The organism is Delftia sp. RIT313 (assembly GCF_000632165.1).
Classification (GTDB): Bacteria; Pseudomonadota; Gammaproteobacteria; order Burkholderiales; family Burkholderiaceae_C; genus Comamonas; species Comamonas acidovorans.
On sequence record NZ_JFYT01000044.1, the window covers coordinates 1 to 26,230 of the forward strand.

Annotated in this window: 27 protein-coding genes and 1 riboswitch; of the genes, 14 read left to right on the top strand and 13 right to left on the bottom strand. The window is 67.6% G+C overall.

What is annotated here, in order from left to right:
- Positions 1 to 64: 64 nt before the first annotated feature.
- Both BW39_RS11935 and BW39_RS11940 read right to left on the bottom strand, forming a co-directional pair.
- Complete coding sequence (locus BW39_RS11935; protein WP_043821925.1) at positions 65 to 1,102, bottom strand: cupin domain-containing protein; 1,038 nt, start codon at positions 1,100 to 1,102, stop codon at positions 65 to 67.
- A 16-nt stretch (positions 1,103 to 1,118) separates the two neighbouring features.
- The gene (locus BW39_RS11940; RefSeq protein ID WP_043821926.1) at positions 1,119 to 2,327 is read right to left on the bottom strand and encodes a 3-hydroxybenzoate 6-monooxygenase; all 1,209 of its coding nucleotides are present in this window, start codon (positions 2,325 to 2,327) and stop codon (positions 1,119 to 1,121) included.
- Between the two features lie 204 nt (positions 2,328 to 2,531).
- Between BW39_RS11940 and BW39_RS11945 the strand changes: the two genes are divergently transcribed.
- The 5 genes from BW39_RS11945 (at position 2,532) to BW39_RS11965 (ending at position 5,818) form a co-directional block, all read left to right on the top strand.
- Entirely contained in the window at positions 2,532 to 3,068 is a 537-nt protein-coding gene (locus BW39_RS11945; RefSeq protein WP_013802477.1) for a MarR family winged helix-turn-helix transcriptional regulator, read from the top strand.
- Positions 3,069 to 3,082: 14 nt separating this feature from the next.
- Entirely contained in the window at positions 3,083 to 3,985 is a 903-nt protein-coding gene (locus tag BW39_RS11950; RefSeq protein WP_013802476.1) for a LysR family transcriptional regulator, read from the top strand.
- A gap of 66 nt (positions 3,986 to 4,051) precedes the next feature.
- Positions 4,052 to 4,330, top strand: coding sequence for a type II toxin-antitoxin system RelE/ParE family toxin (locus tag BW39_RS11955; protein WP_013802475.1), 279 nt, complete (start codon positions 4,052 to 4,054; stop codon positions 4,328 to 4,330).
- A gap of 12 nt (positions 4,331 to 4,342) precedes the next feature.
- Positions 4,343 to 4,645: a HigA family addiction module antitoxin gene (locus BW39_RS11960; protein WP_013802474.1), complete on the top strand. Its 303-nt coding sequence runs from the start codon at positions 4,343 to 4,345 to the stop codon at positions 4,643 to 4,645.
- A 114-nt stretch (positions 4,646 to 4,759) separates the two neighbouring features.
- Entirely contained in the window at positions 4,760 to 5,818 is a 1,059-nt protein-coding gene (locus BW39_RS11965) for a patatin-like phospholipase family protein (RefSeq protein ID WP_043821927.1), read from the top strand.
- A gap of 21 nt (positions 5,819 to 5,839) precedes the next feature.
- Here BW39_RS11965 and glyA read toward each other — a convergent pair whose 3' ends face one another.
- From glyA to BW39_RS11985, 4 genes are read right to left on the bottom strand one after another with little or no spacing between them, the layout of a single operon-like run.
- On the bottom strand, positions 5,840 to 7,114 hold the full coding sequence (gene glyA, locus BW39_RS11970; RefSeq protein ID WP_043821928.1) for a serine hydroxymethyltransferase: 1,275 nt from the start codon (positions 7,112 to 7,114) through the stop codon (positions 5,840 to 5,842).
- A 46-nt stretch (positions 7,115 to 7,160) separates the two neighbouring features.
- Positions 7,161 to 8,399 (bottom strand): aspartate aminotransferase family protein, encoded by a 1,239-nt coding sequence (locus BW39_RS11975; protein WP_081816191.1) that lies wholly within the window; start codon positions 8,397 to 8,399, stop codon positions 7,161 to 7,163.
- A 56-nt stretch (positions 8,400 to 8,455) separates the two neighbouring features.
- Positions 8,456 to 9,307, bottom strand: a complete 852-nt coding sequence (locus BW39_RS11980) for a YggS family pyridoxal phosphate-dependent enzyme (protein WP_043821929.1) — start codon at positions 9,305 to 9,307, stop codon at positions 8,456 to 8,458.
- A 4-nt stretch (positions 9,308 to 9,311) separates the two neighbouring features.
- Positions 9,312 to 10,568 carry a benzoate/H(+) symporter BenE family transporter gene (locus BW39_RS11985; protein ID WP_043821930.1) on the bottom strand — a complete coding sequence of 419 codons (1,257 nt, stop codon included), beginning with the start codon at positions 10,566 to 10,568 and terminating at the stop codon, positions 9,312 to 9,314.
- Between the two features lie 191 nt (positions 10,569 to 10,759).
- On the opposite strand from BW39_RS11985, the gene pdxR reads away from it, so the two are divergent.
- The gene (gene pdxR, locus BW39_RS11990; RefSeq protein ID WP_043821931.1) at positions 10,760 to 12,274 is read left to right on the top strand and encodes a MocR-like pyridoxine biosynthesis transcription factor PdxR; all 1,515 of its coding nucleotides are present in this window, start codon (positions 10,760 to 10,762) and stop codon (positions 12,272 to 12,274) included.
- Between the two features lie 30 nt (positions 12,275 to 12,304).
- Here pdxR and BW39_RS11995 read toward each other — a convergent pair whose 3' ends face one another.
- Positions 12,305 to 13,585: a serine hydroxymethyltransferase gene (locus tag BW39_RS11995; protein WP_170962038.1), complete on the bottom strand. Its 1,281-nt coding sequence runs from the start codon at positions 13,583 to 13,585 to the stop codon at positions 12,305 to 12,307.
- Positions 13,586 to 14,067: 482 nt separating this feature from the next.
- Here BW39_RS11995 and BW39_RS12000 point away from each other — a divergent pair, with 482 nt between their 5' ends.
- From BW39_RS12000 to BW39_RS12015, 4 genes are all read left to right on the top strand, one after another.
- Entirely contained in the window at positions 14,068 to 15,030 is a 963-nt protein-coding gene (locus BW39_RS12000; protein ID WP_012205541.1) for an AurF N-oxygenase family protein, read from the top strand.
- The gene (locus BW39_RS12005) at positions 15,027 to 16,106 is read left to right on the top strand and encodes a 2Fe-2S iron-sulfur cluster-binding protein (protein WP_043821933.1); all 1,080 of its coding nucleotides are present in this window, start codon (positions 15,027 to 15,029) and stop codon (positions 16,104 to 16,106) included. The genes BW39_RS12000 and BW39_RS12005 overlap by 4 nt, the downstream gene beginning before the upstream one ends.
- A 51-nt stretch (positions 16,107 to 16,157) precedes the next feature.
- A complete protein-coding gene (locus tag BW39_RS12010) occupies positions 16,158 to 16,862 on the top strand; it encodes a glutamine amidotransferase (RefSeq protein WP_043821935.1) in 705 nt (234 codons plus the stop codon).
- A 96-nt stretch (positions 16,863 to 16,958) separates the two neighbouring features.
- Positions 16,959 to 17,327, top strand: a complete 369-nt coding sequence (locus tag BW39_RS12015; protein WP_012205544.1) for an antibiotic biosynthesis monooxygenase family protein — start codon at positions 16,959 to 16,961, stop codon at positions 17,325 to 17,327.
- Between the two features lie 215 nt (positions 17,328 to 17,542).
- Here the strand turns inward: BW39_RS12015 and BW39_RS12020 are convergent, their stop codons facing one another.
- Together BW39_RS12020 and BW39_RS31970 are read right to left on the bottom strand one after the other, a co-directional pair.
- Positions 17,543 to 17,884, bottom strand: coding sequence for an H-NS histone family protein (locus BW39_RS12020; protein ID WP_034393459.1), 342 nt, complete (start codon positions 17,882 to 17,884; stop codon positions 17,543 to 17,545).
- Positions 17,885 to 18,125: 241 nt separating this feature from the next.
- Positions 18,126 to 18,596: a hypothetical protein gene (locus tag BW39_RS31970; protein ID WP_235264201.1), complete on the bottom strand. Its 471-nt coding sequence runs from the start codon at positions 18,594 to 18,596 to the stop codon at positions 18,126 to 18,128.
- A gap of 480 nt (positions 18,597 to 19,076) precedes the next feature.
- Between BW39_RS31970 and BW39_RS12035 the strand changes: the two genes are divergently transcribed.
- Positions 19,077 to 19,397, top strand: coding sequence for a heavy metal-binding domain-containing protein (locus BW39_RS12035; protein ID WP_012205554.1), 321 nt, complete (start codon positions 19,077 to 19,079; stop codon positions 19,395 to 19,397).
- Positions 19,398 to 19,446: 49 nt separating this feature from the next.
- Here the strand turns inward: BW39_RS12035 and BW39_RS12040 are convergent, their stop codons facing one another.
- Positions 19,447 to 20,391, bottom strand: a complete 945-nt coding sequence (locus BW39_RS12040) for an ABC transporter substrate-binding protein (protein WP_043821937.1) — start codon at positions 20,389 to 20,391, stop codon at positions 19,447 to 19,449.
- 5 nt (positions 20,392 to 20,396) lie between these two features.
- Positions 20,397 to 22,310: a TonB-dependent receptor domain-containing protein gene (locus tag BW39_RS12045; RefSeq protein ID WP_043821939.1), complete on the bottom strand. Its 1,914-nt coding sequence runs from the start codon at positions 22,308 to 22,310 to the stop codon at positions 20,397 to 20,399.
- A 70-nt stretch (positions 22,311 to 22,380) separates the two neighbouring features.
- Positions 22,381 to 22,606: riboswitch (cobalamin riboswitch) on the bottom strand.
- 96 nt (positions 22,607 to 22,702) lie between these two features.
- Here BW39_RS12045 and BW39_RS12055 point away from each other — a divergent pair.
- Together BW39_RS12055 and BW39_RS12060 are read left to right on the top strand one after the other, a co-directional pair.
- Positions 22,703 to 23,092 carry a hypothetical protein gene (locus BW39_RS12055; RefSeq protein ID WP_012205557.1) on the top strand — a complete coding sequence of 130 codons (390 nt, stop codon included), beginning with the start codon at positions 22,703 to 22,705 and terminating at the stop codon, positions 23,090 to 23,092.
- 25 nt (positions 23,093 to 23,117) lie between these two features.
- Positions 23,118 to 23,309: a helix-turn-helix transcriptional regulator gene (locus BW39_RS12060; RefSeq protein ID WP_013802457.1), complete on the top strand. Its 192-nt coding sequence runs from the start codon at positions 23,118 to 23,120 to the stop codon at positions 23,307 to 23,309.
- 9 nt (positions 23,310 to 23,318) lie between these two features.
- Here the strand turns inward: BW39_RS12060 and BW39_RS12065 are convergent, their stop codons facing one another.
- Positions 23,319 to 24,125, bottom strand: coding sequence for a sulfite exporter TauE/SafE family protein (locus BW39_RS12065; RefSeq protein ID WP_043821940.1), 807 nt, complete (start codon positions 24,123 to 24,125; stop codon positions 23,319 to 23,321).
- Positions 24,126 to 24,253: 128 nt separating this feature from the next.
- Here BW39_RS12065 and BW39_RS12070 point away from each other — a divergent pair, with 128 nt between their 5' ends.
- Positions 24,254 to 25,021, top strand: a complete 768-nt coding sequence (locus BW39_RS12070) for an AraC family transcriptional regulator (protein ID WP_043821942.1) — start codon at positions 24,254 to 24,256, stop codon at positions 25,019 to 25,021.
- On the opposite strand, the gene BW39_RS12075 is transcribed toward BW39_RS12070, so the two are convergent.
- Positions 25,018 to 26,229, bottom strand: coding sequence for an MFS transporter (locus BW39_RS12075; protein ID WP_043821944.1), 1,212 nt, complete (start codon positions 26,227 to 26,229; stop codon positions 25,018 to 25,020). The genes BW39_RS12070 and BW39_RS12075 overlap by 4 nt on opposite strands.
- Position 26,230: the final 1 nt, after the last annotated feature.

A 26,230-nucleotide genomic window follows, 5' to 3' on the forward strand; every position in this document is an offset into this window, starting at 1 on the left:
GTCCAGAGGTATTGGGGGGCGGTCATGGTATTGGCGATGGGGGAGTAAAGAGACATCGGAGGATTCAAGGCCGGACTTCGTAGAGGCCCAGCTTTCGGTGCAAAGGAGCCTCGTCGGCCAGGAAGAGGAAGGCGGGCTCGCTGGCGCTGGCATTGGCCAGCGTGGCGGGCGCCCAGCCGGGCACGCAGCAGGTGTCGGCCGGGGCCAGGTCGAAATGGCGGTCCACGGCGGCCACGCTGGCGCCGCCCTCGATGACATGGAACACGCAGGCCGGCGAGCGCGCGGGCAACTGCAGCGTCTGGCCCGGGCGCAGCATCAGCGCGTAAAAGCCCAGGATGTTTTCGCAGTCGGCCCCGGTTTCGGGGTTGGTGTAGGCCAGCTGCACGCAGTCCAGGTCCGGCCGGTCGGCGGCCAGCTCCAGCAGGGCGGCGCGCGCGTCCTTCCAGGGGTAGCGCAGCATGGGGTAGGCCTTGGCGCTGCGGGCGAACACCTGCGTGGGTGCCAGGCCGCCGCGCGCATACGCCCGGTCGCCACGGCCGGGCAGGGCGGGCTGGCGCGGGCCGTCCACGTGGTAGGTGACTTCCAGGTAGTAGGCCAGGGGCAGGTCCAGCACATCGAGCCAGACCACGGGCTCGTTGCCGTCGTGGCCATGCTCGTGCCACAGGCCCGTGGGCGTGAGGATGAGGTCGCCGCGCTCCATGGGGCATTTCTCGCCATCGACCAGGCTCCATGCGCCCTGGCCTTCCACCACCATGCGCACGGCATTGGGCGTGTGGCGGTGCGAGGGCGCCCACTCGCCGGGCAGCAGCAGCTGCATGCCCAGGTAGATGGAGGAACTGGCCTGCATCTTCTCCAGCCCATGGCCGGGGTTGGCCAGCACCAGCACGCGGCGCTCGGCCTTTTCGATGGGCGTCAGCTCGCCCGCCTGCATCAGCAGCGGTCGGATGGCCTGGTAGGGCCAGGCAATGGGCTGGGTGCGCGGGCGCGGCGTGTGCGGCGGCATCACGTTGCGCAGGCTGGGCCACAGCGGCACCAGGTTGTTGCGCGTGAGTTCGTCGCGGTAGTCCTGGGGCAGGTCTTCCAGGCGGCCAAGTTCTTGCATGGCGGTCTCCTTGTGTTCAGTCTTCGGCGAGGCAGGTTTCGGCCTTCCAGCCGTACAGCCATTCCATGGCGTCGTAGAAACGCTGGGGCGTGCGGCCCTTCCAGAGGTCGTTGCGCACCAGGCGCTCCACGCCGCTGGCGTGGAAGATGCGGCCCATCTCGCGCGCGGACAGCACCACGCGCGCCGTGCGGGCGATGCGCGAGCGCTCGTACAGCCGCAGCGCCTGCGGCCAGTCGTTGCCGCAGTGCTTGAGCGCCTGGCCCAGCGTCACCGCGTCTTCCAGCGCCATGCAGGCGCCCTGGGCGATGTACTGCAGGGTAGGGTGGGCCGCATCGCCCAGCAGCGTGGCGCGGCCGAAGCTCCACTGGCCAATGGGCTCGCGGTCGGCCGTGGCCCAGCGCTTCCAGCTTTTGGGCAGGTCTATGAGCTGGCGGGCGCGCGGGCAGCAGTCGCTGTAGTAGCTTTGCACCTCTTGGCGGCTGCCTTCGCGCACGCCCCATTCCTCCTGCTCGCGGCTGTGGAAGGTGACGACCACGTTGTATTGCTCGCCGCCGCGCAGCGGGTAGTGCACCAGGTGGTAGTTGGGGCCGACCCAGATGCTGGCCGCGTTCCAGCGCAGGTCCTCGGGGAAGTCGTTCTTCTCCACCACGGCGCGGTACACCACGTGGCCGGAGACACGCGCCGCATCGCCCACGTACTGCTGGCGTACCACGGACTTCACGCCGTCGGCGCCGATCAGCGCCTGGCCCACATGGGCCTGGCCGTGCTGGTCGCGCACGGTGACGGTGTCGCCCTCCTGCTGCACGGCTTCGATGCGGGCGCCTGTCAGCGTCTCGATTTGACCGTGGGCGCGCGCGCCTTCGAGCAGCGAGGTGTGAATGTCTGCGCGGTGGATCACCGCATACGGGTTGTCGAAGCGTGCGCGAAACGCCTCGCCCGTGGGAATGCGGCCGACCAGCCGCTCATCGAGCGCGTCGTGCATCACCATCTCGTCGGTATAGACCGCGCGGCCACGGGCCAGCTCGCCAATGCCCAGCGCGTCGAAGGCCGCGAATGCATTGGGCCCCAGTTGTATGCCGGCGCCGATCTCGCCCAGCTGCGGCGCCTGCTCCAGCACCTTGACGGCGAATCCCTGGCGCGCCAGGGCCAGCGCGGCCGCCACGCCGCCAATGCCGCCGCCTGCCACAAGAACGGGCAGCGCCCGGGAAGAAATGCTGGTGCTCATGGATGTCCTGTGCTTCGTGGTGCGTGTCGCCAACCTGCGGGGAAGCTGCGTCGCGAGTAATTAAACAGTATGCTGACGATAAGTGTAGTGTTGATTTGCATCAGGCCAGCCTGGGGTTTCCCTGGATGCAGGCAAAACGGTGATGGACAGCGTGTCCGGGTGAATCACCTGTCTGCCAGCCAACGCCAACGGAGGGTGCGGTTCATGCGAACATCTGCGCTTGCCCGCAGGGACACGGAAAAGAGCGCAATGGCCATGGACTACCAACCCGCAGAACTAGAAAACTACCCCGGCTATCACATCCGCCGCCTGCAGCAGATCGCGGTGGCCGTCTTCATGGAGGAGACCCAGGAGTTCGGCGTGACTCCCGTGCAGTACGCGGCGCTGTCGGCCGTGCTGCGCCAGCCCGGCGTGGACCAGCGCACGCTGGCGCGGATGATCGGTTTCGACACCTCGACCATTGGCAGCGTCATCGACCGGCTGGAGGCGCGCGGCCTCATGGTGCGCAACACCAGCCCGGCCGACCGGCGAGTGCGCCTGCTGTCGGTCACCGCGGAAGGCGCTGCGCTGCTGGCCGCTGCCGAGCCCTCGGTGCTGCGGGCCCAGCAGCGCATGCTGGAGCCGCTGCCGCAGGAGCAGCGGGGCCTGTTCATGGACATGATGGCCGTCCTGGTGCGGCAAAACGACGAGCTGGCGCGTGCGCCCAGCACGCTGGCCGCGCGCCGCGCCGCTGCCGACTGAGGCGGCTTTGACCCATGGACTGGGACCACCTGAGATTCTTTGGCGAGCTGGCACGCAGCGGCAGCATGGCCGCCGCCGCGCGCCAACTGGGCGTGGAGCACACCACGGTGTCGCGCCGCATCCAGGCCCTGGAAAAGCAGCTGGGGGCCGTGCTCTTCGAGCGCGAAGCGGGCCAATGGCGGCCCACGGAGGCCGGCCGACAGTTGCTGGGCGTGGCAGACGCCATGCAGCGCGCCGCCGCCGGGCTGGAGCGCATGCCGCTGGCGGCGGAATCCACCAGCCAGGGCCCGTCCGGCCTGGTGCGCGTGGGCGCCACCGAGGGCTTCGGCACCCAGCTGCTGGCCCCGCAGCTGGCCGCGCTGACGCAGCGCCATCCGCTGCTCAGCATCGACCTGCTGGCCCTGCCGCGCCTGCTGCACCTGTCGCGGCGCGAGGCCGACATCGTCATCTCGCTGGAGCGCCCCACGCGCGGCTCGGCCGTGGTCACCAAGCTCACCGACTACCGGCTGTTCCTCTACGGCCAGCGCGAATACCTTGCGCGCCGCCCGCTGGTGGCGCGCACGGAGGACCTGCGCCACCACAGCTTCATCCACTACGTGGACGACCTGCTGTTCACGCGCGAGCTGCAACTGCTGTCCACCCTGTTCCAGCCCGAGCGTTTTGCCTTTCGCAGCACCAGCATCACCGCCCAGTACGAAGCCGTGCGCGCCGGCGCTGGCCTGGCCGTGCTGCCCGCCTTCATCGCCGACCGCGACCCCGTGCTCAGCCGCGTGCTGCCCGCCGAGGCCTGCTTCACCCGCACCTTCTGGATGAGCATGCCCTCGGATGCCCGGCAGGTTCAGCGCATCGAGGCGGTCTGGGGGTTTTTGCGGGAGGCTGTGCAGGGGATGCGGGAGTTGCTCAGTCCCCGGAGTTGATGCAAGAGGGCCTAACTGCAGGCGGGGTAAGCATCCGCTAATAACGGGAGTCGTTATTATTGATCCATGATCCTCGATTTCAGATGTGCAGACACCCAGGCATTGATGCTTGGCAAGCGCGTTGCGCGGTTCGCCAACCTGGAGGCCGCTGCCATGCGCAAGCTTGTGCAGCTGAACGCCGCGACCTCCCTGGAGTTCCTGCGCATTCCGCCAGGCAACAGACTGGAGGCTCTGCAAGGAAGCCGCAGGGGCCAGTACAGCATTCGGATCAATGAGCAATGGCGCCTTTGCTTCGTCTGGGCAGATGGCCATGCCAGCCAGGTCGAGATCGTGGATTACCACTGAAAGGACTACAACATGACCCGCGAAGTCAAATGGCCGCACCCAGGAGAAATCCTGATGCAGGAGTGGCTCGAACCCATGGGCCTGAGCCAGTACGCGTTGGCAAAGGCCATCGATGTGCCGCCCCGGCGCATCAACGAGATCGTGAAGGGCATGCGCGGCATCACGGCGGATACGGCGCTGCGCCTTGCGGTCTTCTTTGGCACGGACGCGCAAAGCTGGCTCAACCTGCAGTCCGACTACGACCTTGCCGAAGCACGCGATGCCATGGCGGACGTGCTGGCGCGAATCCAGCGGTTTGAGCCCTCGCATCCCTGAGCGACCCCAGGGCGCACTTTGCCGTCCGCAGCATGATGCGTCTCCGGCGGTGGTTTGCCCCTGCCGCTATACTGCCCGCCCCGAATCTCGTCATCCGACAGCAGGATCCTTGGCATGCGCCTGAAAGCCCTTTTGCGTCCACTGGTGTACCTGAGCCTGGCGGGGCTGGCCGCTTGCGGCAGCAACCCGCCCAGCCCCTCGGCGGCCACGCCCGAGTCCACGCCCACCGCGCCGGGCACACCCGTGGCGCCCATCAGGATCGGTCTGGCCCTGGGCGGCGGGGCCGTGAAGGGCTTTGCCCATATCGGCGTCATCAAGATGCTGGAAGCCAATGGCCTTGCGCCTGCGGTGGTGTCCGGCACCAGCGCGGGCAGCGTGGTGGGGGCGCTGTATGCGAGCGGCATGAACGCCTTCGAGCTGCAGGAAAAAGCCGTTGCGCTGGATGAGACCAAGATCCGCGACCTTCAGCTGTCGTCGGGCGGCCTGCTGGTGGGGCAGAAGCTCGAAGACTATGTGAACGAACAGGTGGGCCGCAAGCCGCTGGAGCAGCTGGCCAAGCCCTTCGTGGCGGTGTCCACGCGGCTGGAAGACGGCGAGCGGACCGTGTTCGCGCGCGGCAATACGGGGCAGGCGGTGCGTGCCTCCAGCAGCATTCCGGGTGTGTTCCAGCCCGTGGCCATCGGCAAGTTCCACTTCGTCGATGGCGGCATCACCAGCCCCGTGCCCGTGGACGCCGCGCGCCAGCTGGGCGCCGATCTGGTGATCGCCGTGGACATCTCCAACAAGGCCCGTGGCAAGGCGCCCGAGAACATGCTGGGCGCACTGGGCCAGTCCATAGCCATCATGGGCCAGAAGCTGGGCCAGGCCGAGCTGGCCCGCGCCGACATCACCATCCGCCCCAAGGTGCTGGACATCGGCCCGGCCGACTTCACCCAGCGCGCCAGCGCCATTCTTGAAGGCGAGAAGGCCGCCGTGGCCGCCATGCCCCAGATCCGCGAGCGCATCGCCCAGCTGCAGGCCGAGCGCGCCAAGGCCGCGAAGCTGGCCCAGCAAAAGGCGGCCGAAGCCCAGCACCAGGCCTGCCTGGACCAGCGCTCGCGCATGCAGAAGCTGGCGGAGATGGCGGGGATGGATGGCGCCTGCGCCAACCCCAACCTCAACGCCAACCCCTGATCCACCACGGCTGCGCTCGGGCTATCCGTACACCGGATAGCGGGCGCAAAGCCCCGTCACCTGCTCCCTGACCTGCGCCGCCACCTTGGCAAAGCGGGCGCCTTCCTGCGCGTCCAGCGCATCGAGCACATCGCACAGCCAGCCGGCCAGCTGTTCGCACTGCGCCTGGCCGAAGCCGCGCGTGGTGACGGCGGGCGTGCCTATGCGCAGGCCTGAGGTCACGAAGGGCGAGCGCGGGTCGTTGGGCACGGTGTTCTTGTTGGTGGTGATGTGCGCCTCGCTGAGCGCGGCGTCGGCATCCTTGCCGGTGTAGCTGCGGTCGGACAGGTCGATCAGCATCAGGTGGTTGTCCGTGCCGCCCGAGACGATGCGGTAGCCGCGCTGCTGGATCACGGCGGCCATGGCCCGGGCGTTGGCCAGCACCTGGCGCTGGTAGGCCTTGAAGCCGGGCTGCAGCGCCTCCTTGAAGGCGACGGCCTTGGCGGCGATCACATGCATCAGCGGCCCGCCCTGCACGCCGGGGAACACGGCCGAGCTCAGGCGGCGGTTGAAGGTTTCGTCCTGTCCCTTGGACAGGATCAGGCCGCCGCGCGGGCCGCGCAGCGTCTTGTGCGTGGTGCTGGTGACCACATGCGCGTGGGGCAGGGGGCTGGGGTATTCGCCCGCGGCCACCAGGCCTGCGACATGGGCCATGTCCACCCAGAACACGGCGCCCACCTTGTCGGCAATGGCGCGCATGCGGGCCCAGTCCTTGTGGCGCGAGTAGGCAGAGAAGCCGCCGATGAGCATGCGGGGCCGGTGCTCCAGGGCGATGCGCTCCATCTCGTCGTAGTCGATCAGGCCCGTGGCGGGGTCCAGGCCGTAGGGGACGATGCGGTAGTGGCGGCCCGAGAAGTTGGACGGGTTGCCATGCGTCAGGTGGCCGCCCTGGGCCAGGTTCATGCCCATGACGGTGTCGCCGGGCTGGGCCAGCGCCAGGAACACGGCGGCATTGGCCTGGGCGCCGGCATGGGGCTGTACGTTGGCGTAGTCGCAGTCGAACAGCGCCATGGCACGTTCCACGGCCAGGCGCTCGGCCACGTCCACGTTCTCGCAGCCGCTGTAGTAGCGCTTGCCGGGGTAGCCCTCGGCGTACTTGTTGGTGAAGACCGAGTTCTGCACCGCCATCACCAGCGGGCTGGCGTAGTTTTCGGAGGCGATGAGTTCCACATGGTCTTCCTGGCGGCGTTTCTCGCTCTGGATGGCCTTGGCCAGCTGCAGGTCGAAGTCGGCCAGGGTCAGGGATGCGTCGTACATGGGTGAGTAGTTCCTGTGTCGTGGCAAGGGCTGGGGGAATCGATGGTCATGCAGCCGCCAGCTGGCCTGCCGCGGGCGCGCCTGCCTGCGCGGCGCTGGCAGGTTCCAGCAAGCAGGCCAGGCGGGCGACGATGTCGTCGATCTGGCGCTCGTCGCAGATCAGCGGCGGCAGCAGGCGGATGGTGGATTCGCGCGTCACCGTGATCAGCAGGCGCTGCTGGGCCAGCGCGCGGCCCACCAGGTCCTGGCAGTTGCGGTTCAGCTCGATGCCCACCATCAGGCCCTGGCCGCGCACGGCCAGCACGTCGGGGTGGCCGTGCAGCGCCTGCTGCAGGCCGTTGAGCAGGCGCCGGCCCAGTTGCCTGGCGCGGCCGGGGATGTCCTCGCTCTCCATGATGTCCAGCACCGTGCAGCCCACGCGGCAGGCCAGCGGGTTGCCGCCGAAGGTGGAGCCATGCTGGCCGGGCGAGATCAGGTCGGCCGCAGGTCCGCGCGCCAGGCAGGCGCCGATCGGAATGCCGTTGCCCAGGGCCTTGGCCAGGGTCATCACATCGGGGGTGATGCCCGCGTGCTGGTGGCCGAACCAGGCGCCGGTGCGTCCCAGGCCGGTCTGGATCTCGTCCAGCATCAGCAGCCAGCCGTGCCGGTCGCACAGGCTGCGCAGCTGGCGCAGGTAGTCGGGGCTTGCCAGGCGGATGCCGCCTTCGCCCTGCACGGGCTCGATCAGCACGGCCACGATGTCGCCATGCTGGGCGGCGGCGTGGTGCACGGCCGCGATGTCGTCATAGGGCACGCGCACGAAGCCCGGCATCAGCGGCTCGAAGCCGCGCTGCTTGGCCGGGTTGCCGGTTGCCGACAGCGTGGCCAGCGTGCGGCCGTGAAAGCCGTTGTCCATCACCAGGATCTGCGGCCGCGCCACCTGCTTGCGGTGGCCGTGCAGGCGCGCCAGCTTGAGCGCGGCCTCGTTGGCCTCGGCGCCGGAGTTGCAGAAGAAGGCGGTCTCCATGCCGGCCAGGGCGCACAGGCGCTGGCCCAGGCGTTCCTGCCAGTCGATGCGGAACACGTTGGAAGTGTGCAGCAGCAGGCCGGCCTGCTCGGCGATCACGGCGGCGATCTCCGGATGCGCGTGGCCCAGGGCGGTCACGGCCACGCCGGCAATGGCGTCCAGGTATTCGGTGCCGTGCTCGTCCCACAGCCGGGCCCCACGGCCACGGACGAAGGACACGGGCTGGCGGGCATAGGCCTTCATCAGGCGGGAATCAAGGGGTTGCATGGCTTTTTGCATGTCAAGGTCCTCAAGCGGGGTCAGGGTTGAATCGAAAGAGTGGCGAGGGGGCGCGCTCAGGGCAGTGCCAGGGCGGCAGGATCAGGGCCGCCTGCGGGCCAGTAGAAGCTGTCCGGCTGGGCGCGGGCGCCGAAGATGGCCTGGCCCACGCGCACCACGGTGGCGCCTTCCTCGATGGCGATCTCGAAGTCGCCGGACATGCCCATGGACAGCTCGTCCAGCGAAATACCCGCCGGCGCACTCTGGCGCAGCTGGTCGCGCAGGCGGCGCAGCAGCACGAAGCACTGGCGCACGCGCTCGGCCTCGCTGGAGAACAGGGCCAGCGTCATCAGGCCGCGCACGCGCAGCGCACTGAAGGCGGGCAGGGCCTGGACAAATCCCTGCACCTCGTCGGGCGGCAGGCCGTACTTGCTGGCCTCGCCCGAGGTGTTGACCTGCACGAACACGTCCAGCGCCCGGCCTTCGGCCTGCAGGCGGCGGTCCAGCGCCTCGGCCACGCGCAGGTTGTCCAGCGCCTGGAACTCGCTGGCAAAGCGTGCCACCAGCCTGGCCTTGTTGGTCTGCAGGTGGCCGATGACGGACCACTGCAGATCGGCCAGGTCCTGCATGGCCTCCCACTTGCCGAAGGCTTCCTGCACCTTGTTCTCGCCCAGCATGCGGCAGCCCGCCGCGTGGGCCAGGCGCAGGCTGGACTCGGGCTTGGTCTTGCTCACGGGCAGCAGGCGCACGCTGGCCGGGTCGCGCCCCGCGCGGCGGCAGGCAGCGGCCATGCGCGCCTGCACGGTGGCCAGGTTGTGCCGGAAATCGTCCACCGTCTCGGCCTGGGGGTAGCGGCCGTGCTGGTCGTGGCGGGTCAGGGGGGCGGCGGCTTGGGCGGTGCCGCCGGTGGTGTCTTGTGTCGCAAACATGGTTTCAGCTCCTTTTGATGGCGGCATCGGCGGCGGGCACGTTGCCGGTGCCCGCCTCGCTGCGGGCGGTCCGGCGCGGCCACTGGCCGTTGAGCACGGCATGGGCCACCAGGCCGATGACCAGGCCCCAGAAGGCGCCGCCTATGCCCAGCATGGAAATGTTGGCTGCGGCAGCCAGGAAGGTGATCAGCGAGGCCTCGCGGGTTTTGGCGTCGGCCAGCGCATTGGCCAGGCTGCCGCCGATGGTGCCCAGCAGCGCCAGGCCCGCCAGCGTGGTGATGAAGGTGGCCGGGAACGCCATGAACACGGCCGCCAGCGTGACGCCGAACACGCCCACCAGGATGTAGAACACGCCCGCAGCGATGCCTGCGATCCAGCGCCTGGACGGCTCTTCATGCGCCTCCTTGCCCGTGCAGATGGCGGCCGTGATGGCGGCGATGTTGAAGGCGTGCGAGCCGAACGGCGCCATCAGCAGCGAGCCCAGGCCCGTCAGCGTGACGATGGGGTTGGCGCTGGTCTTGAAGCCGTCGTTGCGCAGCACCAGCATGCCGGGCATGTACTGGCCGGTCAGCGTGATCAGGAACAGCGGCAGGGCCACGCTGAGCAGGGCGTTGAGCGTGAATTCCGGCCGCGTGAACACGGGCGCGGCAAAGCGCAGCTGCAGCCCGGACAGGTCCACACGGTCCTGCGCCAGCAGGAACGCCAGGCCCAGCGCCAGGATGCCGACCACCGCATAGCGCGCCGTCAGCCGCTTGAGCAGAACGTAGGCCACGATCAGCAGGCCGGCCAGCAACGGGTCCACGCTCATGCCGCCAAAGGCCTTGATGCCGAACTGCAGCAGGATGCCCGCCAGCAGGCCCGAGGCCACGCCGGGCGGAATCAGCCGGATCACGCGCTCGAACCAGCCCGACAGTCCCAGCACCACGAAGGCCGCGGCCGACACCACATAGGCGCCCACGGCCTCGGCATACGGCGTGGTGGCCAGGGCCGTCACCAGGAAGGCGGCGGCCGGCGTGGACCAGGCCGTGATGATGGGCTCGCGCGAGAGCCAGCTGAGCACCAGCCCGGTGACGCCCACGCCAATCGAAATCGACCACACCCACGAAGCCGTGAGTTCCGGGCTCAGGCCGGCCACCTTGGCGGCCTGGAACACCAGGATGAAGGTGCCGCCGTAGTTGACGATGACCGAGATCAGCCCGGCCACCACGGGGTGGATGAGGTCGCTGAAGCGAAGGGGTGAGTGTGTGTCTGATGAAGGCATGGTCTTCTCGTTTTCCTTGAGGGTTGGATTCCTGGCTGTCTGGGGAAAGGGGTATTTGAGCGCCGAAGTGGACTGAATGATCCATACACTTCGCTCTCTTGTTTCAGACCACTTTGCAATGGGCGCGCGGCGTTTGCGTCAGTACAATGGCCTGCCCAAGAGGTGCAATGAGTTGAAAGGCAGCAGACCGCATGAGCAAGACCTTCGAGCTTGAGACCCTGAAGATCCGCATGGGAGATGCCGACCTGCGCCAGCTGGACCTGCACCAGCGGGTGCAGCGCGCCATGCGTGCGCTGATCCTGGATGGGGCGCTGCTGCCCGGCCTGAAGCTGCCGGCCACGCGCTCCCTGGCCGACTCGCTGGGCATTGCCCGCGACACGGTGGAGAACGCCTACACCCAGCTGCACCGCGACGGCTTCATCGTGCGGCGCCAGGGATCGGGCAGCTATGTCTCCGAGACCATCGGTACCGAGCTGCGGGGCCGGGCGGCGCGGCGCGGCCGGTCGCCCGAGCACGAGCGCAGCGCCCAGGTGGCCGCAGCGGGCAGGGCCGGTGCCGGCCTGAGCCGGCGCGGCCAGGCCATTGTTGAGGGCGGCGGCATCACCGACCAGCAGACCATTCGGGCCTTTGCCACCGGCCTGCCCGAGACGCGCACCTTTCCCACCGATGTCTGGGAGCGGCTGCAGCGCCAGGCCCTCAAGGACTACCGTGCCAGCGTCCTGCTGCACGGCGACCCGCAGGGCGCCGAGCCGCTGCGCAAGGCCATTGCCACCTACCTCAACCTGGAGCGCGGCGCCAAGGTGGACGCCGGGCAGATCGTGGTGCTCAGCAGCACGCGGCAGGCGTTGTTCCTGTGCGCGCAGCTGCTGGTGGATGCGGGCCGGCCCATCCTGCTGGAGAACCCGGGCTACTTCGGCGCCCGCAAGGCCTTCGAGTCGGCCGAGGCCAAGGTCCTGCCCATCGACGTGGACGCGCAAGGCATTCGCACGGACCTGCTGCATGCCGACCGCAGCGGCGCCACCTGCGTCTATGTCACGCCGTCGCACCAGTACCCCACGGGCGTCACCATGCAGCTGGAGCGGCGGCTGGACCTGATCCGCTGGGCCTTCGAGAGCGGGCGCTGGATCATCGAGGACGACTACGACAGCGAATTCCACTACGACGGCATGCCCACCGCCTGCGTGCAAGGCCTGGACAAGCACGCGCGCACCATCTACATCGGCACCTTCGGCAAGACCCTGTACCCGGGCCTGCGCATGGGCTACATGGCCTTGCCGCAGGAGCTGGTGCGCGCCTTTGTCCAGGCGCGCAGCATCATGGACGGGCACACGCCCCAGATCCAGCAGCTGACGCTGGCGCGCTTCATGGAAGACGGCCACTACAACTCCCACGTGCGGGCCATGCGCAAGCTGTACGCGGGGCGGCGCGAGGTCATCCTCGAATCCATAGGCAGGCACCTGGCCGGCATCGTCACCGCGCCAAGGCCCCAGGGCGGCATGCAGGTGCCCTGTCTGCTGGAGCCCGGCTGGTCCGAGGAGGACACCATCCGCCGCGCCGCCGCGGCCGGCGTGCTGCTGCAGGGGCTCAGCCGCCTGTACGCGGGCGAGCAGCGGCAGCCGGGCTGGCTGCTGGGCTATGCCTCGCTCACGGCCTACGAGATCGAGGCCGCCGTGCTGCGCCTGGCCAACGCGCTGCGAAAACCATGACAGGTTGGGAGAAGCCGGACGCTGCATGCCTCAATAGGGCAGGGGAAAGCGCCCGGTCAGGTCGGACACGCCTTCGTGGATGGACTTGAGCGTGCGCGCGTTCATGGTGCCGCTGCGTATGCCGCCCAGCGTGGCAAGAATCATGTCGCCGATCTCGCGGAACTCGTCGGCGCCCATGCCGCGCGTGGTGCAGGCCGCGCTGCCCACGCGGATGCCCGAGGTCACCAATGGCCGCGCGCCATCGCCGGGCACGGCGTTCTTGTTGACCGTGATGCCGATCTGCTCCAGCGCCGTTTCGGCGGCCTTGCCCGTCAGCTCCCAGGGGCGCAGGTCGATCACGCCCAGATGGCAGTCCGTGCCTGCGGACACCACGGACAGTCCGCCCTGCGACAGCCGGTCGCACAGCACGCGGGCGTTGTCCACCACGGCCCGCGCATAGGTGCGAAAGGCGGGCTTGAGCGCCTCGCCCAGCGCCACCGCCTTGGCCGCCACCACATGCATCAGCGGGCCGGACTGCAGGCCCGGAAACACGGCGGCGTCTATGCGCCTAGCGATCTCGGCGTCGGCCGAGAGGATCATGCCGCCGCGCGGCCCGCGCAGCGTCTTGTGCGTGGTGGTCGTGGTCACATGGGCGTGCTCCACGGGGGAGGGGAACACGCCCGCGGCCACCAGTCCCGCCACATGTGCGATGTCGGCCATGAAGATGGCGCCCACCCGGTCGGCAATGCGCCGGAACTCGGCCCAGTCCATCTGCCGTGAATAGGCCGAGCCACCGGCAATGATGAGCCTGGGCCGCTCCTTCAGCGCAATTCGCCGCACCTGGTCCATGTCGATGCGCTGGGAGCGGGCGTCCACCTCGTAGCTGATGGACTGGAACCACTTGCCCGACACGCTCACGCGGGAGCCATGCGTCAGGTGCCCGCCCGAGCGCAGGTCCAGCCCCATGATCTTGTCGCCGGGCTCCAGGAACGCCAGGTACACGCCCTGGTTGGCCTGGCTGCCCGAATGCGGCTGCACGTTGGCGTGCGCGCAGCCGAACAGCGCCTTGGCACGCGCAATGGCCAGGTTCTCCACGGCATCGGCATTGGCGCAGCCGCCGTAGTAGCGCACGCCCGGGTAGCCCTCGGCGTATTTGTTGGTCAGCACCGAGCCCTGCGCCTCCATCACCGCGCGGCTCACGAAGTTTTCAGAGGCAATCAATTCAATCGAGCGCGACTGGCGAATCCGCTCGGCCGCGATGGCATCCCAGGCCTCGCTGTCTGCCTGTTGAAGATCCAGTGAATTGATTTTGGGGAGCGATAAATCGTCCATGTCGCATTGGCTGTCTTGGAGGCGCTGAAGCACGGGAATCGGCAGCGTCCGGTTTATGGAAGGATTTGGAAACCAGGGCGCATCGGTAATGGGCAGTCTACAAAGTGCAGCGGCCTTGATTCCGACCATGTTTCAGCGGGTGAGCAGACCAATTAAGGTGGCATGCCAATGTAAACCGTTGAAAAAGCGGTCTGGTTCATTGTCGAAAATAGGTCTGTTTGAATCCATGCTCTCTCCATAGAATTCGCCGCCAGACGTTGAAAGTCATGAGATCCAATACCGCCACGAATCATCCGCAATCTGCAGTCGGGCAGATTGATTCAAGGCGGAATATGACAGAGTGAAGAAATCCATGACAACGTATCTGCCATCTGCAGCGTCATTTGAATCGCCATTGGTGATTGCGGCGGATGGAGAAAGCGGGGGGAGGGAATAGGCGATTTGACTCAGATCAATCAAGTTCAATTACACGGAGTTGAAAAATGAATCTCGATATCTCTCGGACAGATGACGCCGTGCGCGATGCGCTCAAAAAGCTGTCCCTGCTCTGGAAGTCAAGAGCGGCCGTGAATCAGGACCTGCCTGATTACTGCGGCTTGGCGTTCGACCCCGCCCGGCAGGACTTCACCGCCTCGCTGCTGCCGTTTCGCGATCACCAGGCATGGGTGGAGGCGCCACAGCACCTGCGCGACCAATGCCTGTCCTACGCCTGGGGCATCTACAACCTCAAGACCATCTACATCGAGTGCAACGTGGTCACGCCGGCCTGCGAGGACATCATCAAGACCCCGCCGCCCAGCGCCAACCGTGCGCTGCTGCAGGACGTCATGTCCCAGGCCCTGCTGGACGAGGCCCTGCACACCCGCATGTCCATCATGGCCTGCAACTACATCTACGAGATGCGCGGCCTGGCGCCGCTGGACTACGCGGACTTCAACCTCGTCGGCTGGCGCAACGGCGTGCTGGCGCAGTGCGGCGCGGAATGGGAGCGCCGCCTGGCGCGCTTCGCCATTGCCTGCGCCAGCGAGACCCTGATCACCGACTACCTCAAGACCATGGCCGAGGACCGCTCCATCCAGCCCATCTGCCACGAGGTCACGCGCACCCACGCCGTGGACGAATGGAGCCACTCCAGCGTCTTCAGCTCGGTGGCCACCGACATCGTCCAGGGCCTGAGCAACCGCGAGCGCAGCTACCTGCGCTCCATCATCCTCAAGACCGTGCAGATGTTCGCCAACAACGAACTGGGCGCCTGGTCCACCGTCTTCACCATGGTCGGCATGCCGCATGCGCGCGACATCCTGCACGACGTGGGCGACAGCAACGAGATCGGTGTCTACACCGACTCGGTGCAAAGCCTGATCGACCGCATCGGCCTGGCGGGCCGCAACCTGGGCGGCAGCGTGGCGCTGGTGTCCTCGGTCCTCGAGGAGATGCAGGCATGAGCGCCGCCCTCCAGGCAGGCAGCGCGCTGGCGCGCTGCGCGGCGGCACGGGCAGAGGCGGGCGGCGTCATGGTCTACACCCTGCGCGTGCAGGGCACCTCGGCGCAGTTCCTCGGCGGCTTGCGGCCCGGCCGGCATGTGGCCATCGAGCATGCCGACGCCAATGGCGCCGTGCAGCAGCGGCTGTACTCCATCACCCGATACGAGCCCTGCAGCGAGCACGACGGCGCCGGCCAGTTCGACATTGCCGTCAAAAGCTCGGGCCGGGGCAGCGTCTCCGACCACATGCATGCAGTGCTGCGCGCAGGCTCCACGCTGCCGCTCGGCCACGTGGCCGGTGACATCACGGCCGACCTGGTGCTGGGCCTGGACTGCCTGGTCATGCTGGCCGGCGGCATCGGCCTGACCCTGCCGCTGGCGCTGCTGCGCGAACTGGATCGGCTGCAGCAGCAGGGCCAGCGCGTGCCACGCACCACGCTGCTGCTGTGCTTTGCGCGCATGGCCGACATTCCGTTCCTGCAGGAGCTGCAGCAGCTGTGCGAAACGGCCCCCTGGTTCGACCTGCGTATCCACATCACGCGTGAAGACATTGCCGCCCACGGCCCCTTCGTGCCGGGCCGCCCCTCGCCGCAGTCCCTGCTGGCGCTGGGCCAGCCCCAGGCCGTCGTCATCTGTGGTGGACATGCCTTTGCGCAGACCTTTCGCGAGCACGCGCGGGCCTGCTTTCCCGGTGCCATACAGCACATCGAGGCCTTCACGCCGCCTGCCGCATCCACCGCCCAGCCAGGCGAGACCGCGCAGGCATGCCAGCTGCAGATCGCGCACAGCGGGCAGATTGTCCAAGCCGCATCCGGCAAAAGCCTGCTCGAAATCCTGGAAGGCGTGGGCATTGCCATCCGCAGCCAGTGCCGGGCCGGCATCTGCGGCAGCTGCCGCATCCGCATCACGGGAGGCAGTTCACGGCTGGAGGCGGACTTTTGCCTCAGCGACAGGGAAAAGGAAGCCGGCTATGCCTTGGCCTGCTGCACCTTCCCCTCGGCAGGCCATATCCACGTTGATCTCAAACCCGGCGCCTGACGGGCTCCGCACGTTCCAAGCCACCCTCCTGTATCCACCTGAGTTCCTCCCATGAAAAAAGCCATCGCGCTGCGCCACATCCACTTCGAAGACCTGGGCACCCTGCATGCCGAGTTCGCCAGCCGCGGCTACGAAGTGCAGTACGTCGATCCCAGCATCGGCGAGCTTGACACCCTGGACCTGGGCCGTGCCGACCTGCTGGTCGTGCTGGGCGGCCCCATAGGTGCCTATGACGAGGAGCTTTATCCCTTCGTCGCCCAGGAGCTGGCGGCCGTGCGCCGCTGGCTGGACAGCGGCAAGCCGCTGCTGGGCATCTGCCTGGGCGCGCAGCTCATCGCGCGCGCGCTGGGCGCCAGGGTCTACCCGCTGGGCGTCAAGGAAATCGGCTTTTCGCCGCTCACGCTTACCGATGCGGGCCTGGCCTCGCCCCTCGCCAAACTGGACGGCGTGCCCGTGCTCCATTGGCATGGCGACCAGTTCGACATTCCCGAAGGCGCCGTGCACCTGGCTGGCACCGCCATCGGCGCCAACCAGGCCTTCGCCGTGGGCTCGCAGGTGCTGGGCCTGCAATTCCATCTGGAGGCCGATGCGGCCCGGCTGGAGCGCTGGCTGGTCGGCCATGCCTGTGAGCTCGGCATGGCCAAGGTGGACCCGCGCACCCTGCGCGCCGATGCCCAGAAATACGGCGGCCTGCTGACCCTGGCCGCGCGCGATGTGCTGGCCGCCTGGCTGACCAACCTGGAGCGCAGCCGCTGAACCTGCGGCGCCGCCCATTCACCCATTTCCCCCCACGCCGGAGCCGCCGCTGCGCGGCGCCGGAATCTCTGTTCCCGAAAAAAAGGAGAGTTGAAGATGGTTGTCGTACTGTTCGAACTGCAGGCCTTGCCCGGCCAGAACCAGACCTATGTGGACCTGGTCAACAAGCTCACCCCCATGCTCAAGCCCATGGAGGGGTTTATCTCCGTGGAATGCTTCCAGAGCACGCTCAACCCCGAGAAAGTCATGTCCGTCACCACCTGGCGCGACGAGGAAGCCGTGGTCCAGTGGCGCAACGTGGAAGCCCACCTCAGCGCCCAGCGCGCCGGCCGCGACAAGATCTTCAAGGACTACCGCGTGCGCGTCACCCAGGTGCTGCGCGACTATGGCCTGAACGACCGCGCGCAGGCGCCTGCGGACAGCATCATGGGCAAGGCGGGCAGCTGCCCGGTCAGCCACGCCTGAGCGCTGGCGGTGCCGCAAAGGCCCGGCTGATCGCCCTGCCGGAGCGCGATGCACGCCCTCGAAGGATGCCGGCAGTGACTACGCTGCCGGCGCCAGGCCGGAAAAAAAGCCCGCTGAATGCTCAGAGGGCTTTTTTTTTCGGCAGGCACAGATTCCTTCGCATCGGAACTCCACCGCACCGCACGGCATCCTGCGTGCCGCCGTGTGCAGCGTTTTCAGTTGCGAGCTGCCGCTGCCGCCATTTCGGCGAGGAACGGGCCTTGGGCCGCTTCGGGTTTGCTTTCGATGAGGAAGTCGTCGCGATCCTGGTCCTTGATCCAGTTCGGAGGCTTGCCTCGACCTGTCCACGTCGCTCCCGTGGCCGGATCGCGATACTTCGCCGGCGCACTGGTTTTTTCAGGGATGTAGGGGAACACTTGCTGTTGGGTGAACCCGAAATCGGTCACCAGCTTCTGGACCTTGGACAGGGCAGCGTCGGCCGCCGAGGTGCGGGCCTTGGCAATTTCCATGTCCAGCGCGGCCTTGGCCGCAAGGAGTTCTTTGAGGGACTGTGTCATAGGGGTGCGAAATTTTTGAAGCCAGATTATGGGGCTGTTCGGGCAGCCGCGTGGTGTCCGGATCATGCTGGCCGATGAAAGGAAGGCAGCCCGCCTGAGCCTGCTGCCGAGCCGGGTGACCGCAGGCCCGGGCAGGAAAGCCGGTCTTGCCCTCATCTGTGGTCGCGCGTACTACCCCGCACGGCCGCAGCGATCACGCCAGATGGAATATCCCGCGTTACACCGGCCTGGCAAGGCAGCCCTAAGCTTCCAAGCTGCGAACGAATTCGCTCCCCACCTCGACTCCTAGAAGAGAGTCCACGGCCGCCACCCGCTTCAGCGCTTCGTCGGCGCTGAAGCCATTTCCCGCCAGCACGGCCAATGCGTCGTTGTGCAGGGCATAGGCCAGGTGCGCTGCGATCCGTACGCTTTGATCTGCGTCCACGTTGCTTCCCAGATACCCACTCAGGAGAAGACGGATCTCGCACACGGCTTTCGCCAGGATTTTCTCCTCAGTCAGCTGTTTCATCACGCCCCTTTGCCTTATCGCCCCCACAACTGCCTCCATCGCCTCAATCTGCGCATTGATAAAGGCAAGCAGCTCATTGGAATCGACAACCTCCATGGGATTGCTGGGGTAAGCGCCAATCAGCAAGCTGGAGATGAGTCCCCATTGTTCTCGCACGCGGTTCAGTTGGTTGAACTCATCTTCCGACATCTGAAAATACAACATGGCGACTCCTTAGCGAAATGGCTTGGAGCCGGGCGCGGAGAATGAGTAGGACGCTGCGTACAGATCAGAGAACTGTGGCGCAGTGTTGATTGGTAGGGAAGAGAGCGTTGACCCGCCCACAAAGAAAGCAGCCATAGAGGCCTCCTAGCGTTTCGTTCAACTTCACCTCCTGTTCAGAGAGGTGGCCGGGTACTTGAACACGGTGCTAGCTCCGCCCGCAGCTTTCCCTCGAAAGGTCTTTTATGACTGCGCGCTACCCGGCCATAAAACAGGCGCGCGCAGGCGCACGAATCCTATGGACGAGAAAACGCCACTGCTTTCGAGAGTGGCGGACCGGCTAACAAAAGGTGTGTTCAGCACCTGGAGGCGATGATACCCCACGCCTATGGCAGACTGCCCCGTTCAGTCCTGCCTTGCGTCTGCCCCTTGCCGGCTTGGCGCTCAAGGTGCATCTCCGTCACTCACCACCGAGGATTTCTCATGATCATCACCACCACCCCCCAGATCGAAGGCCGCCGCATCACCCGCTACTGCGGCGTGGTCGCGGGCGAGGCAATTTTGGGCGCCAATGTGTTCAAGGATTTGTTTGCCGGGCTGCGCGACATCGTGGGCGGGCGGTCGGCCACCTATGAGCGCGAGTTGCAGCGGGCGCGCGAGATTGCGCTCAAGGAGCTGGAGGAACGCGCCCAGGAACTGGGCGCGAATGCCGTGGTGGGGGTGGACCTGGATTACGAAGTGCTGGGCCAGGGCAATGGCATGTTGATGGTGTCTGCCAGCGGCACGGCCGTGGTGCTGGAGTAGGCGAGGCCATCGGCCAAGCAGACCAAGCGGGTCAATCAGACCAGAGAAGTCAACGCGGCGCTGTGCCCGGCATCTGCAGGCAGCGGGCCAGCGCCCGCGCCGCCTCGCCCAGGCGCGGGCCGGGGCGGGAGACCACGTCCGTCTCGACCAGGTCCAGCGCGCAGATGCGGCCGGAGCGCACGGCTGGCATGCGGCTCCAGCCGGGGCGGGCGGCAAAGCTGGCTGATGGCGTCTGCGGCGTGTGGATGATGAGTTCGGGCTGCTGGCGCAGCACGTATTCGGGCGTGATGCGGGGGAAGGGACCCAGGTTCTGCGGCAGCACATTGCGCGCGCCCAGGCGCTGCAGCAGCTGGCCTATGAAGGAGTCCGGCCCCGCCGCATAAGGCGTGGCGTCCACCTCGAAATACACCTTCTGCCCGGCGGGCGCTTGCGCAGCCAGCGCCTTGGCCTGCTGGTCCACCTCGGCCTGCATGCGCGCCAGCAGGGCGTTGGCGCGCTGCACCTGCAGCAGCTGGTCGAGCTTGTGCAGTACCTGCTCCAGCTGCGCCATGTCGTTGGCGTCCAGCGCCAGCACGGGAATGCCGAAGCGCTCCAGCTGTGCGATGACGGGTGCGGAATACGCCATCAGCACCACGTCGGGCCTGAGCCGCACGGTGGCCTCGACCAGCGGGGCAAAGGTGTGGCCCAGCTTGGGCAGGGCGGCCACGCGGGCCGGGTGGTTGGAGAACTCGTCCACGCCCACGATGCGCTCGCAGGCGTCCAGCGCGCACAGCGATTCGGTCAGCGAGGGCAGCAGCGAGACGATGCGCTGCGGCACGCGCTCCAGGCGCACCTGGCGCCCGCGCATGTCGGTAATGGTGTAGGGAGTGGCTGTGCTTGTGCTGCCTTGGCTCGCGTCTCCCGTCTTTTGCGCATGGGCGTTGCTGGCGCCGCCCGCGCAGGCCAGCGCGGCGATCAGCAGCAGAAGGCGGGGCAGGCGCACAAGCAGGTGCATGGCGGTCAGGGCAGGGGAGTCCAGCGCACGCTGACGAACACGGTGCGGCCTGCGTTGGCGTAGCCGCGCGTGGGGGCGTAGTCGCGGTCGGCGATGTTGTTGACGCGGGCCAGCAGCGTCCATTGCCTGGTCAGCTGGCGCTGGGCGTAGAGGTTGACCACGCCGTAACCGCCCAGTTGCAGGGTGTTCGCCTCGTCTGCGTAGCGGCCGCTGTACAGCTGCGCTTCGCCGCCCAGCGTCCAGCCGGCCGCCTGGGTGTCGGCGTTGAGCTTGAGCATGCGCTTGGAGCGGTAGGGCAGCAGCTTGCCGGTCTCCAGGTTCTCGGGGTTCATGAAGTCCAGCGAGGCGCCCAGGTTGGCGCTGCCCAGGCGCGTGCTGCCCGACAGCGTCAGGCCGGTGATCTCCGCGCTCTGCCAGTTGCGGTAGCAGTTGCAGGGAAGGGCGCTGTTCCAGTCGTAGGTGATGAGGTTCTTGAACTTGTTGCGGTAGACCACGGTCGAGAGGCGGTTGGCACCGGCCGCATAGTGCAGGCCCGTTTCCACGTTGGTGCTGCTTTCGGGCTTGAGGTCGGCCGCCGCCTGGCCCGTGAAGCGTTCGTACAGCGTGGGCGTGCGGAAGGCCGTGCCGGCCGATGCCACCCAGCGCCAGCGCTCGTCGATCTGCAGGCCGTAGCCCAGGCCGCCCGTGGTCTTGTTCTGCTGGTCGCGCACCTGGTCGTGGCGCAGGTTGGCGTCGAACTGGTGGCGCCCCTCCGTCAGGCGCCAGCCGGCCGACAGGGAGTTCTGCACGCGCCGGCTGTCGGTGTTCTGCGTCCAGGCGTATTGCGTGTCCAGCCTGTCCTCGCGGCGTTCCAGGTCGATGTTGAAACGGTGCTGGCCCAGCGTGAACAGGTTCTGCAGCAGGTAGTTGGTGGAGCGGCCCTTGGCGCTTTCCGACGACTGGGTGTGGCGGTCGCTTTGGCTGTCGGTATGGGAGACCTGGACCACGCTTTTGTACATGGCGTTCCAGCCTGCCTGCCAGCGCAGGCTGCCGGTGGTGTTCTTGACCACGTCGTAGTCGTCGAAAGGCGGCGGGCTCTGGTCGTAGTGGGTGCGCAGGCGGCTGTGCAGCAGGCTGGCGTCGATCTGGTGGATGCCCGTTTTGTAGCCCGCGTTCAGGCCCAGCGAGGTGTTGCTGTAGCCATCCTTGTCCGGGTTGGGCGAGAAGGTGTTGCCGGGGTAGACGTCGAAGCCGTCGCTGCGCTCGTCCGCCAGGTTCAGCCCGTAGGTGAAGCCGTTGGCTCCGCCCTGAAATCCCGTGGCCAGCTTGCTGGTGCCCTGGTTGCCTATGCCCGCCTCGGCATAGGCGCGGGTCTGGCCGTCCGCCCGCTTGGTGAAGATCTGGATTACGCCGCCCATGGCGTCTGAGCCATAGATGGCGGCGGCCGGGCCGCGCAGCACCTCGATGCGCTCGATCTGCGCCAGCGGCAGGGTGGACCAGACCGCGCCGCCCTGCAGCTCCTGCGAGCTGTAGCGCACGCCGTCGATGAACACGGCAGTGTGCTGGTTGCTGGTGCCGCGCAGGTAGACCGAGGTGACCTGGCCCGGCCCGCCATTGCGGTTGATCTGCACGCCCGGCACCTGCACCAGCAGGTCGGCCACGCCCGTGGCGCCGCTGCGGGCAATGGTCTCGGCGTCGATCACGGTCATGTCGGCCGTGACGGTGCGCAGGGACTGTTCGCTGCGCGAGGCGGTGACGACCACCGTATCGAGCTGGGAGGTCTGTGCGCGCTGCGCCTGTTGTGCCTGTTGTACCTGTGCTTGGGCCTGGCAGGCCAGCAGCGAGGCCGCAGCCAGGGCGGACAACGTGCGCAGTACGGGGAACGCCGAGGGCGAGCGAAGAGCGGCGCCAGGGGCGCGCGCGAGGGCGAGGGTGTGCATGGATGCGAGCCAGTTGCGCGCCAGCGACCCCGCCGGCACGGAAACCACAAAGACCGGCTGCGCTGCATGCGCGGCCGGCCGCCTGTTGGCCGGTATCCAGACTGGTGACGCACTCGCCAAGGCCTTCCCGGGCTGTACGCCCAGTGGCACGGGTTTGGCGGGGGCCGGTGCAATGCACGCGGCGTTTCACTCACTGTTGCGGGGGCAGTACATGCGGGCGGCTTTATCTGGCCGCCCCATGTTTCCCGTTTAACCGCAGCCCCTGGGGCTGCTGGCACCAACGGCGGCGATTGTACGGCGGGGCGTTCAGTACCGATGTAAAGCTTGCTTGACATACCCGCCGGTGGCATCGCACAATGTCAAGCATCCTTTACACATTGCGAGAGACTTCCATGAATCAAACAACGGTCACCAACCGCCGCTACCAGAAGGAACTTGGATTTGCGCTGCTGCTCTACATGGCGCTGCTTGTGGGGGCGCTTTTGCTCAGCGCCGACATGCAGGCCGGGGCCCTGCGCACAGCGCTGCTGCTGAGCCCCATGCTGGCGTTTGCGCTGGCCGTGCGGGCCATCGTGCGCCTGGTGCGCGATACCGACGAGTTCCTGCGCAAGTCCATGCTGGAGCAGCTGGCGATTGCGGCGGCGGGCACGGCCGGCATCACCTTCACCTACGGATTCCTGGAAATGGCAGGTTTTCCCAAGCTCAGCATGTTCATGGTATGGCCCTTGATGGGTGCGCTCTGGGTGGCTGCCTCGGTGGCCCACTGGCTGCGCAGCCGATGAGCTGTTCCGCCAAAGTGCCCCTCCCATGAAAAACACCATCCGTGAACTGCGCGCCGAGCGCGGCTGGAGCCAGGCCGCGCTGGCGGACCTGCTGGGCGTGTCGCGCCAGACCGTGAATGCGATCGAGACGGGCCGCTACGACCCCAGCCTGCCGCTGGCATTCGCCATTGCCCGGGTGTTCGAGACCCGGATCGAAGCGATCTTCCAGGAGGGTTGAGCGCAGCGCTCAGGCCACGATCATGACCAGCAGCACCAGGCCCAGCAGGGCCAGGTAGGCCTTGGCATGCAGGGCATCGGGAATGCGGCCGATCAGCGGTGCCGCCAGCCTGATGCCCGTCCACGATCCGGCCGTCAGCAGCGCAAAGGCCTGCAGGTCCACATAGCCCACATGCCAGAGGCCCAGCCCCGCGCCCTGCGATGCCAGCATGTAGGCAGCGGTGCCCGCCACGGCCATGGGCAGAGACAGGGGGCTGGCCATGGCCGTGGCGGCCGCCATGCTGGCGCCGCGCCGGCGCATCAGCGGCACGGTCATCACGCTGCCGCCCACGCCCAGGAAGGCTGCAATCGCGCCAATCGCCAGGCCTGCGATGGCGGCGGGCCTGCGGCCCATGGGCTGCAATTGGGCGGTGGTGCCGTGCACGAAGCCCGGGCGCAGCAGCGCGTCGGCAATGGTCAGCGCAAGGTAGGCAATGAAAGCCCAGCGCACCCAGTCGCCGTTGAGCCAGGTGGCGGCCGCCGCGCCCGCCACGGCGCCGGCCGCGATGAAGCCAGCCAGCGGCCGCACCTGCTCCCACGGCAGGGCGCCCGCGCGGTGCTGGCGCAGCGTGGCCATGGAGGCGCCAAAAATCATCACGCAGGTGGAGGTGGCCACGGCAATGTGCATGGCAGCCTGGCCAATGGCGGAGTCCGCGCCGTGGATGGAGGTCAGCAGCGCATAAAGCAGCGGAACGGCCACGAAGCCGCCGCCAAAGCCGAAGAGCACGGTGGTCACGCCGGCAAGCACACCGAAAGCCAGCAGCAGGAGAGGAAACACAGACAGTCCTTTGGAAAAAACGAGCAAGGACTGAACCTTAGGATGCTGCGGTTTGGCCTGCTTTCGCGGATGGGTCAATAATCCTCGAATTCCTGCCAAAGCCTGTTGGCTGTTTTCCGGACATTCCCATGCTCAACATCCCGCTGCATTCCGTGGACGCCGTGGCGCGCGATGTGCTGGCCATCGGCACCGACTACACGCCTGGCACGCTGCTGCCCACGCACAGCCACCGGCGTGCCCAGTTTCTCTACGGGATGAGCGGGCTGATGGAAGTGGAAACCGACGACGGCGCCTGGACCATCCCGCCCTACAGCGGCGTGTGGATTCCGGCCAGCAAGCCGCACAGCGTGCGCATGCAGGGCGTGAGCACGCGCAGCCTGTACATCGAACCGGCTGCTGCGCCCCGCCCGGGTGTGCACTGCGAGGCCCTGGTCGTCACCCCGCTACTGCACCAGCTGCTGCTGTCCTGCGCCGACCTGCCGGCGCTGTACGACGAAGCAGGCCGCGACGGCGCCCTGGTCACGCTGGTGCTGCATGAGCTGGCCTCGGCCCGCAGCCTGCCGCTGTTCGCGCCCATTCCCCGCGATGAAAAGCTGGCCGCCCTGTGCAAGCAGTTCCTGGCCCAGCCCAGCATCCGCGCCACGCCGCAGGACTGGGCGCAGACGCTGAACAAGAGCCTGCGCACCTTCAGCCGGTTTTTCCAGCAGCACACAGGCATGGCCTTTGGCGCCTGGCGCCAGCAGGCCTGCCTGCTGGCGGCGGTGTCCCGGCTGTCTGCGGGCGCATCGGTCACGCAGGTGGCGCTGGACCTCGGCTATGACAGCCCCAGCGCGTTTTCCACCATGTTCCGCAAGGCGCTGGGCCGGGTGCCTTCGGAGCTGGTGAGCCGGGTCTAGGCGGGAACGCTGGCCTGGGCAGCCGTTTCCCGTGTCATGGCCCAGAACACCAGGGCCGCCAGGCTGAACGCCGCCCCCGCCACGCAGACGCCGTGCCAGCCAAACCGCGCGTAGGCATTGGTGGCAATCAGCGCGCCCAGCCCGCTGCCCACGGCATAGAACAGCATGTACAGGCCCACCAGCCGGCTGTGGGCCTGCGGATTGCTGCGAAAGATCAGGCTCTGGTTGGTCACATGCAGGGCCTGGCCGCCCAGGTCCAGCAGCACGATGCCGGCAACCAGCGCCCACAGGGACTGCTCCAGCAGCGCAATCGGCGCCCAGGCCAGCAGCAGGATCACCAGCGCGCCCAGGCTGGTGCGCTGCGCGAAACCCTGGTCGGCCCAGTGCCCGGCACGGGCTGCTGCCAGTGCGCCCACCACGCCGGCCAGGCCAAAGGCGCCGATGGCCGTGAGCGACAGGCTGTAGGGCGGTGCGCTCAGCGGCAGGACCAGGGCGCTCCAGAAGATATTGAAGGTGGCAAACATCAGCAGGGCCAGCATGCCGCGTGTGCGCAGCATGCGGTCCTGGCGCAGCAGCTGGAGCATGGAGGCGAGCAGCTGCGTGTAGCTGGGTGCATGCAAGGGCACCGCCAGCCGGGGCAGTTGCCGCCACAGGAGCCAGGCCAGGGCCAGCATCAACAGGGCCGAGCAGGCATAGACGCCACGCCAGCCAGCCAGGTCACCCACGGCGCCGGCAAACACGCGCGCCAAAAGCAGGCCGATGAAAACACCGCCCTGGGCCGCGCCCACCACGCGCCCGCGCTCATGCGCCTGGCTGGCGCTGGCCGCATAGGCGATCAGCCCCTGCGTCATGGCCGTGCCCAGCAGGCCCACGGCCAGCATGCCCCCCAGCAGCAGAACGGCCGAACGCGCGGTGCTGACGGCCGCCAGGGCCAGTACCAGGCCCAGCAACTGCAAAAGCATGAGCCGCCGCCGCTCCAGCCGGTCGCCCAGCGGCACCAGCAGCAGCAGTGCCAGCGCGCAGCCGGCCTGCGTGGCGGTGACCACGCCGCCCACGGCCGCATGGCTGATGCCGAAGTCGGCCGCCAGCGCCTCCAGCAGCGGCTGGGCGTAGTAAACATTGGCCACGCTCAGGCCGCTGGCAGCGGCGAACAACAGCACCAGGCTGCGCGGCATGCGGACCGTGTCCGGGGCAGGGAGGGCGTTCATG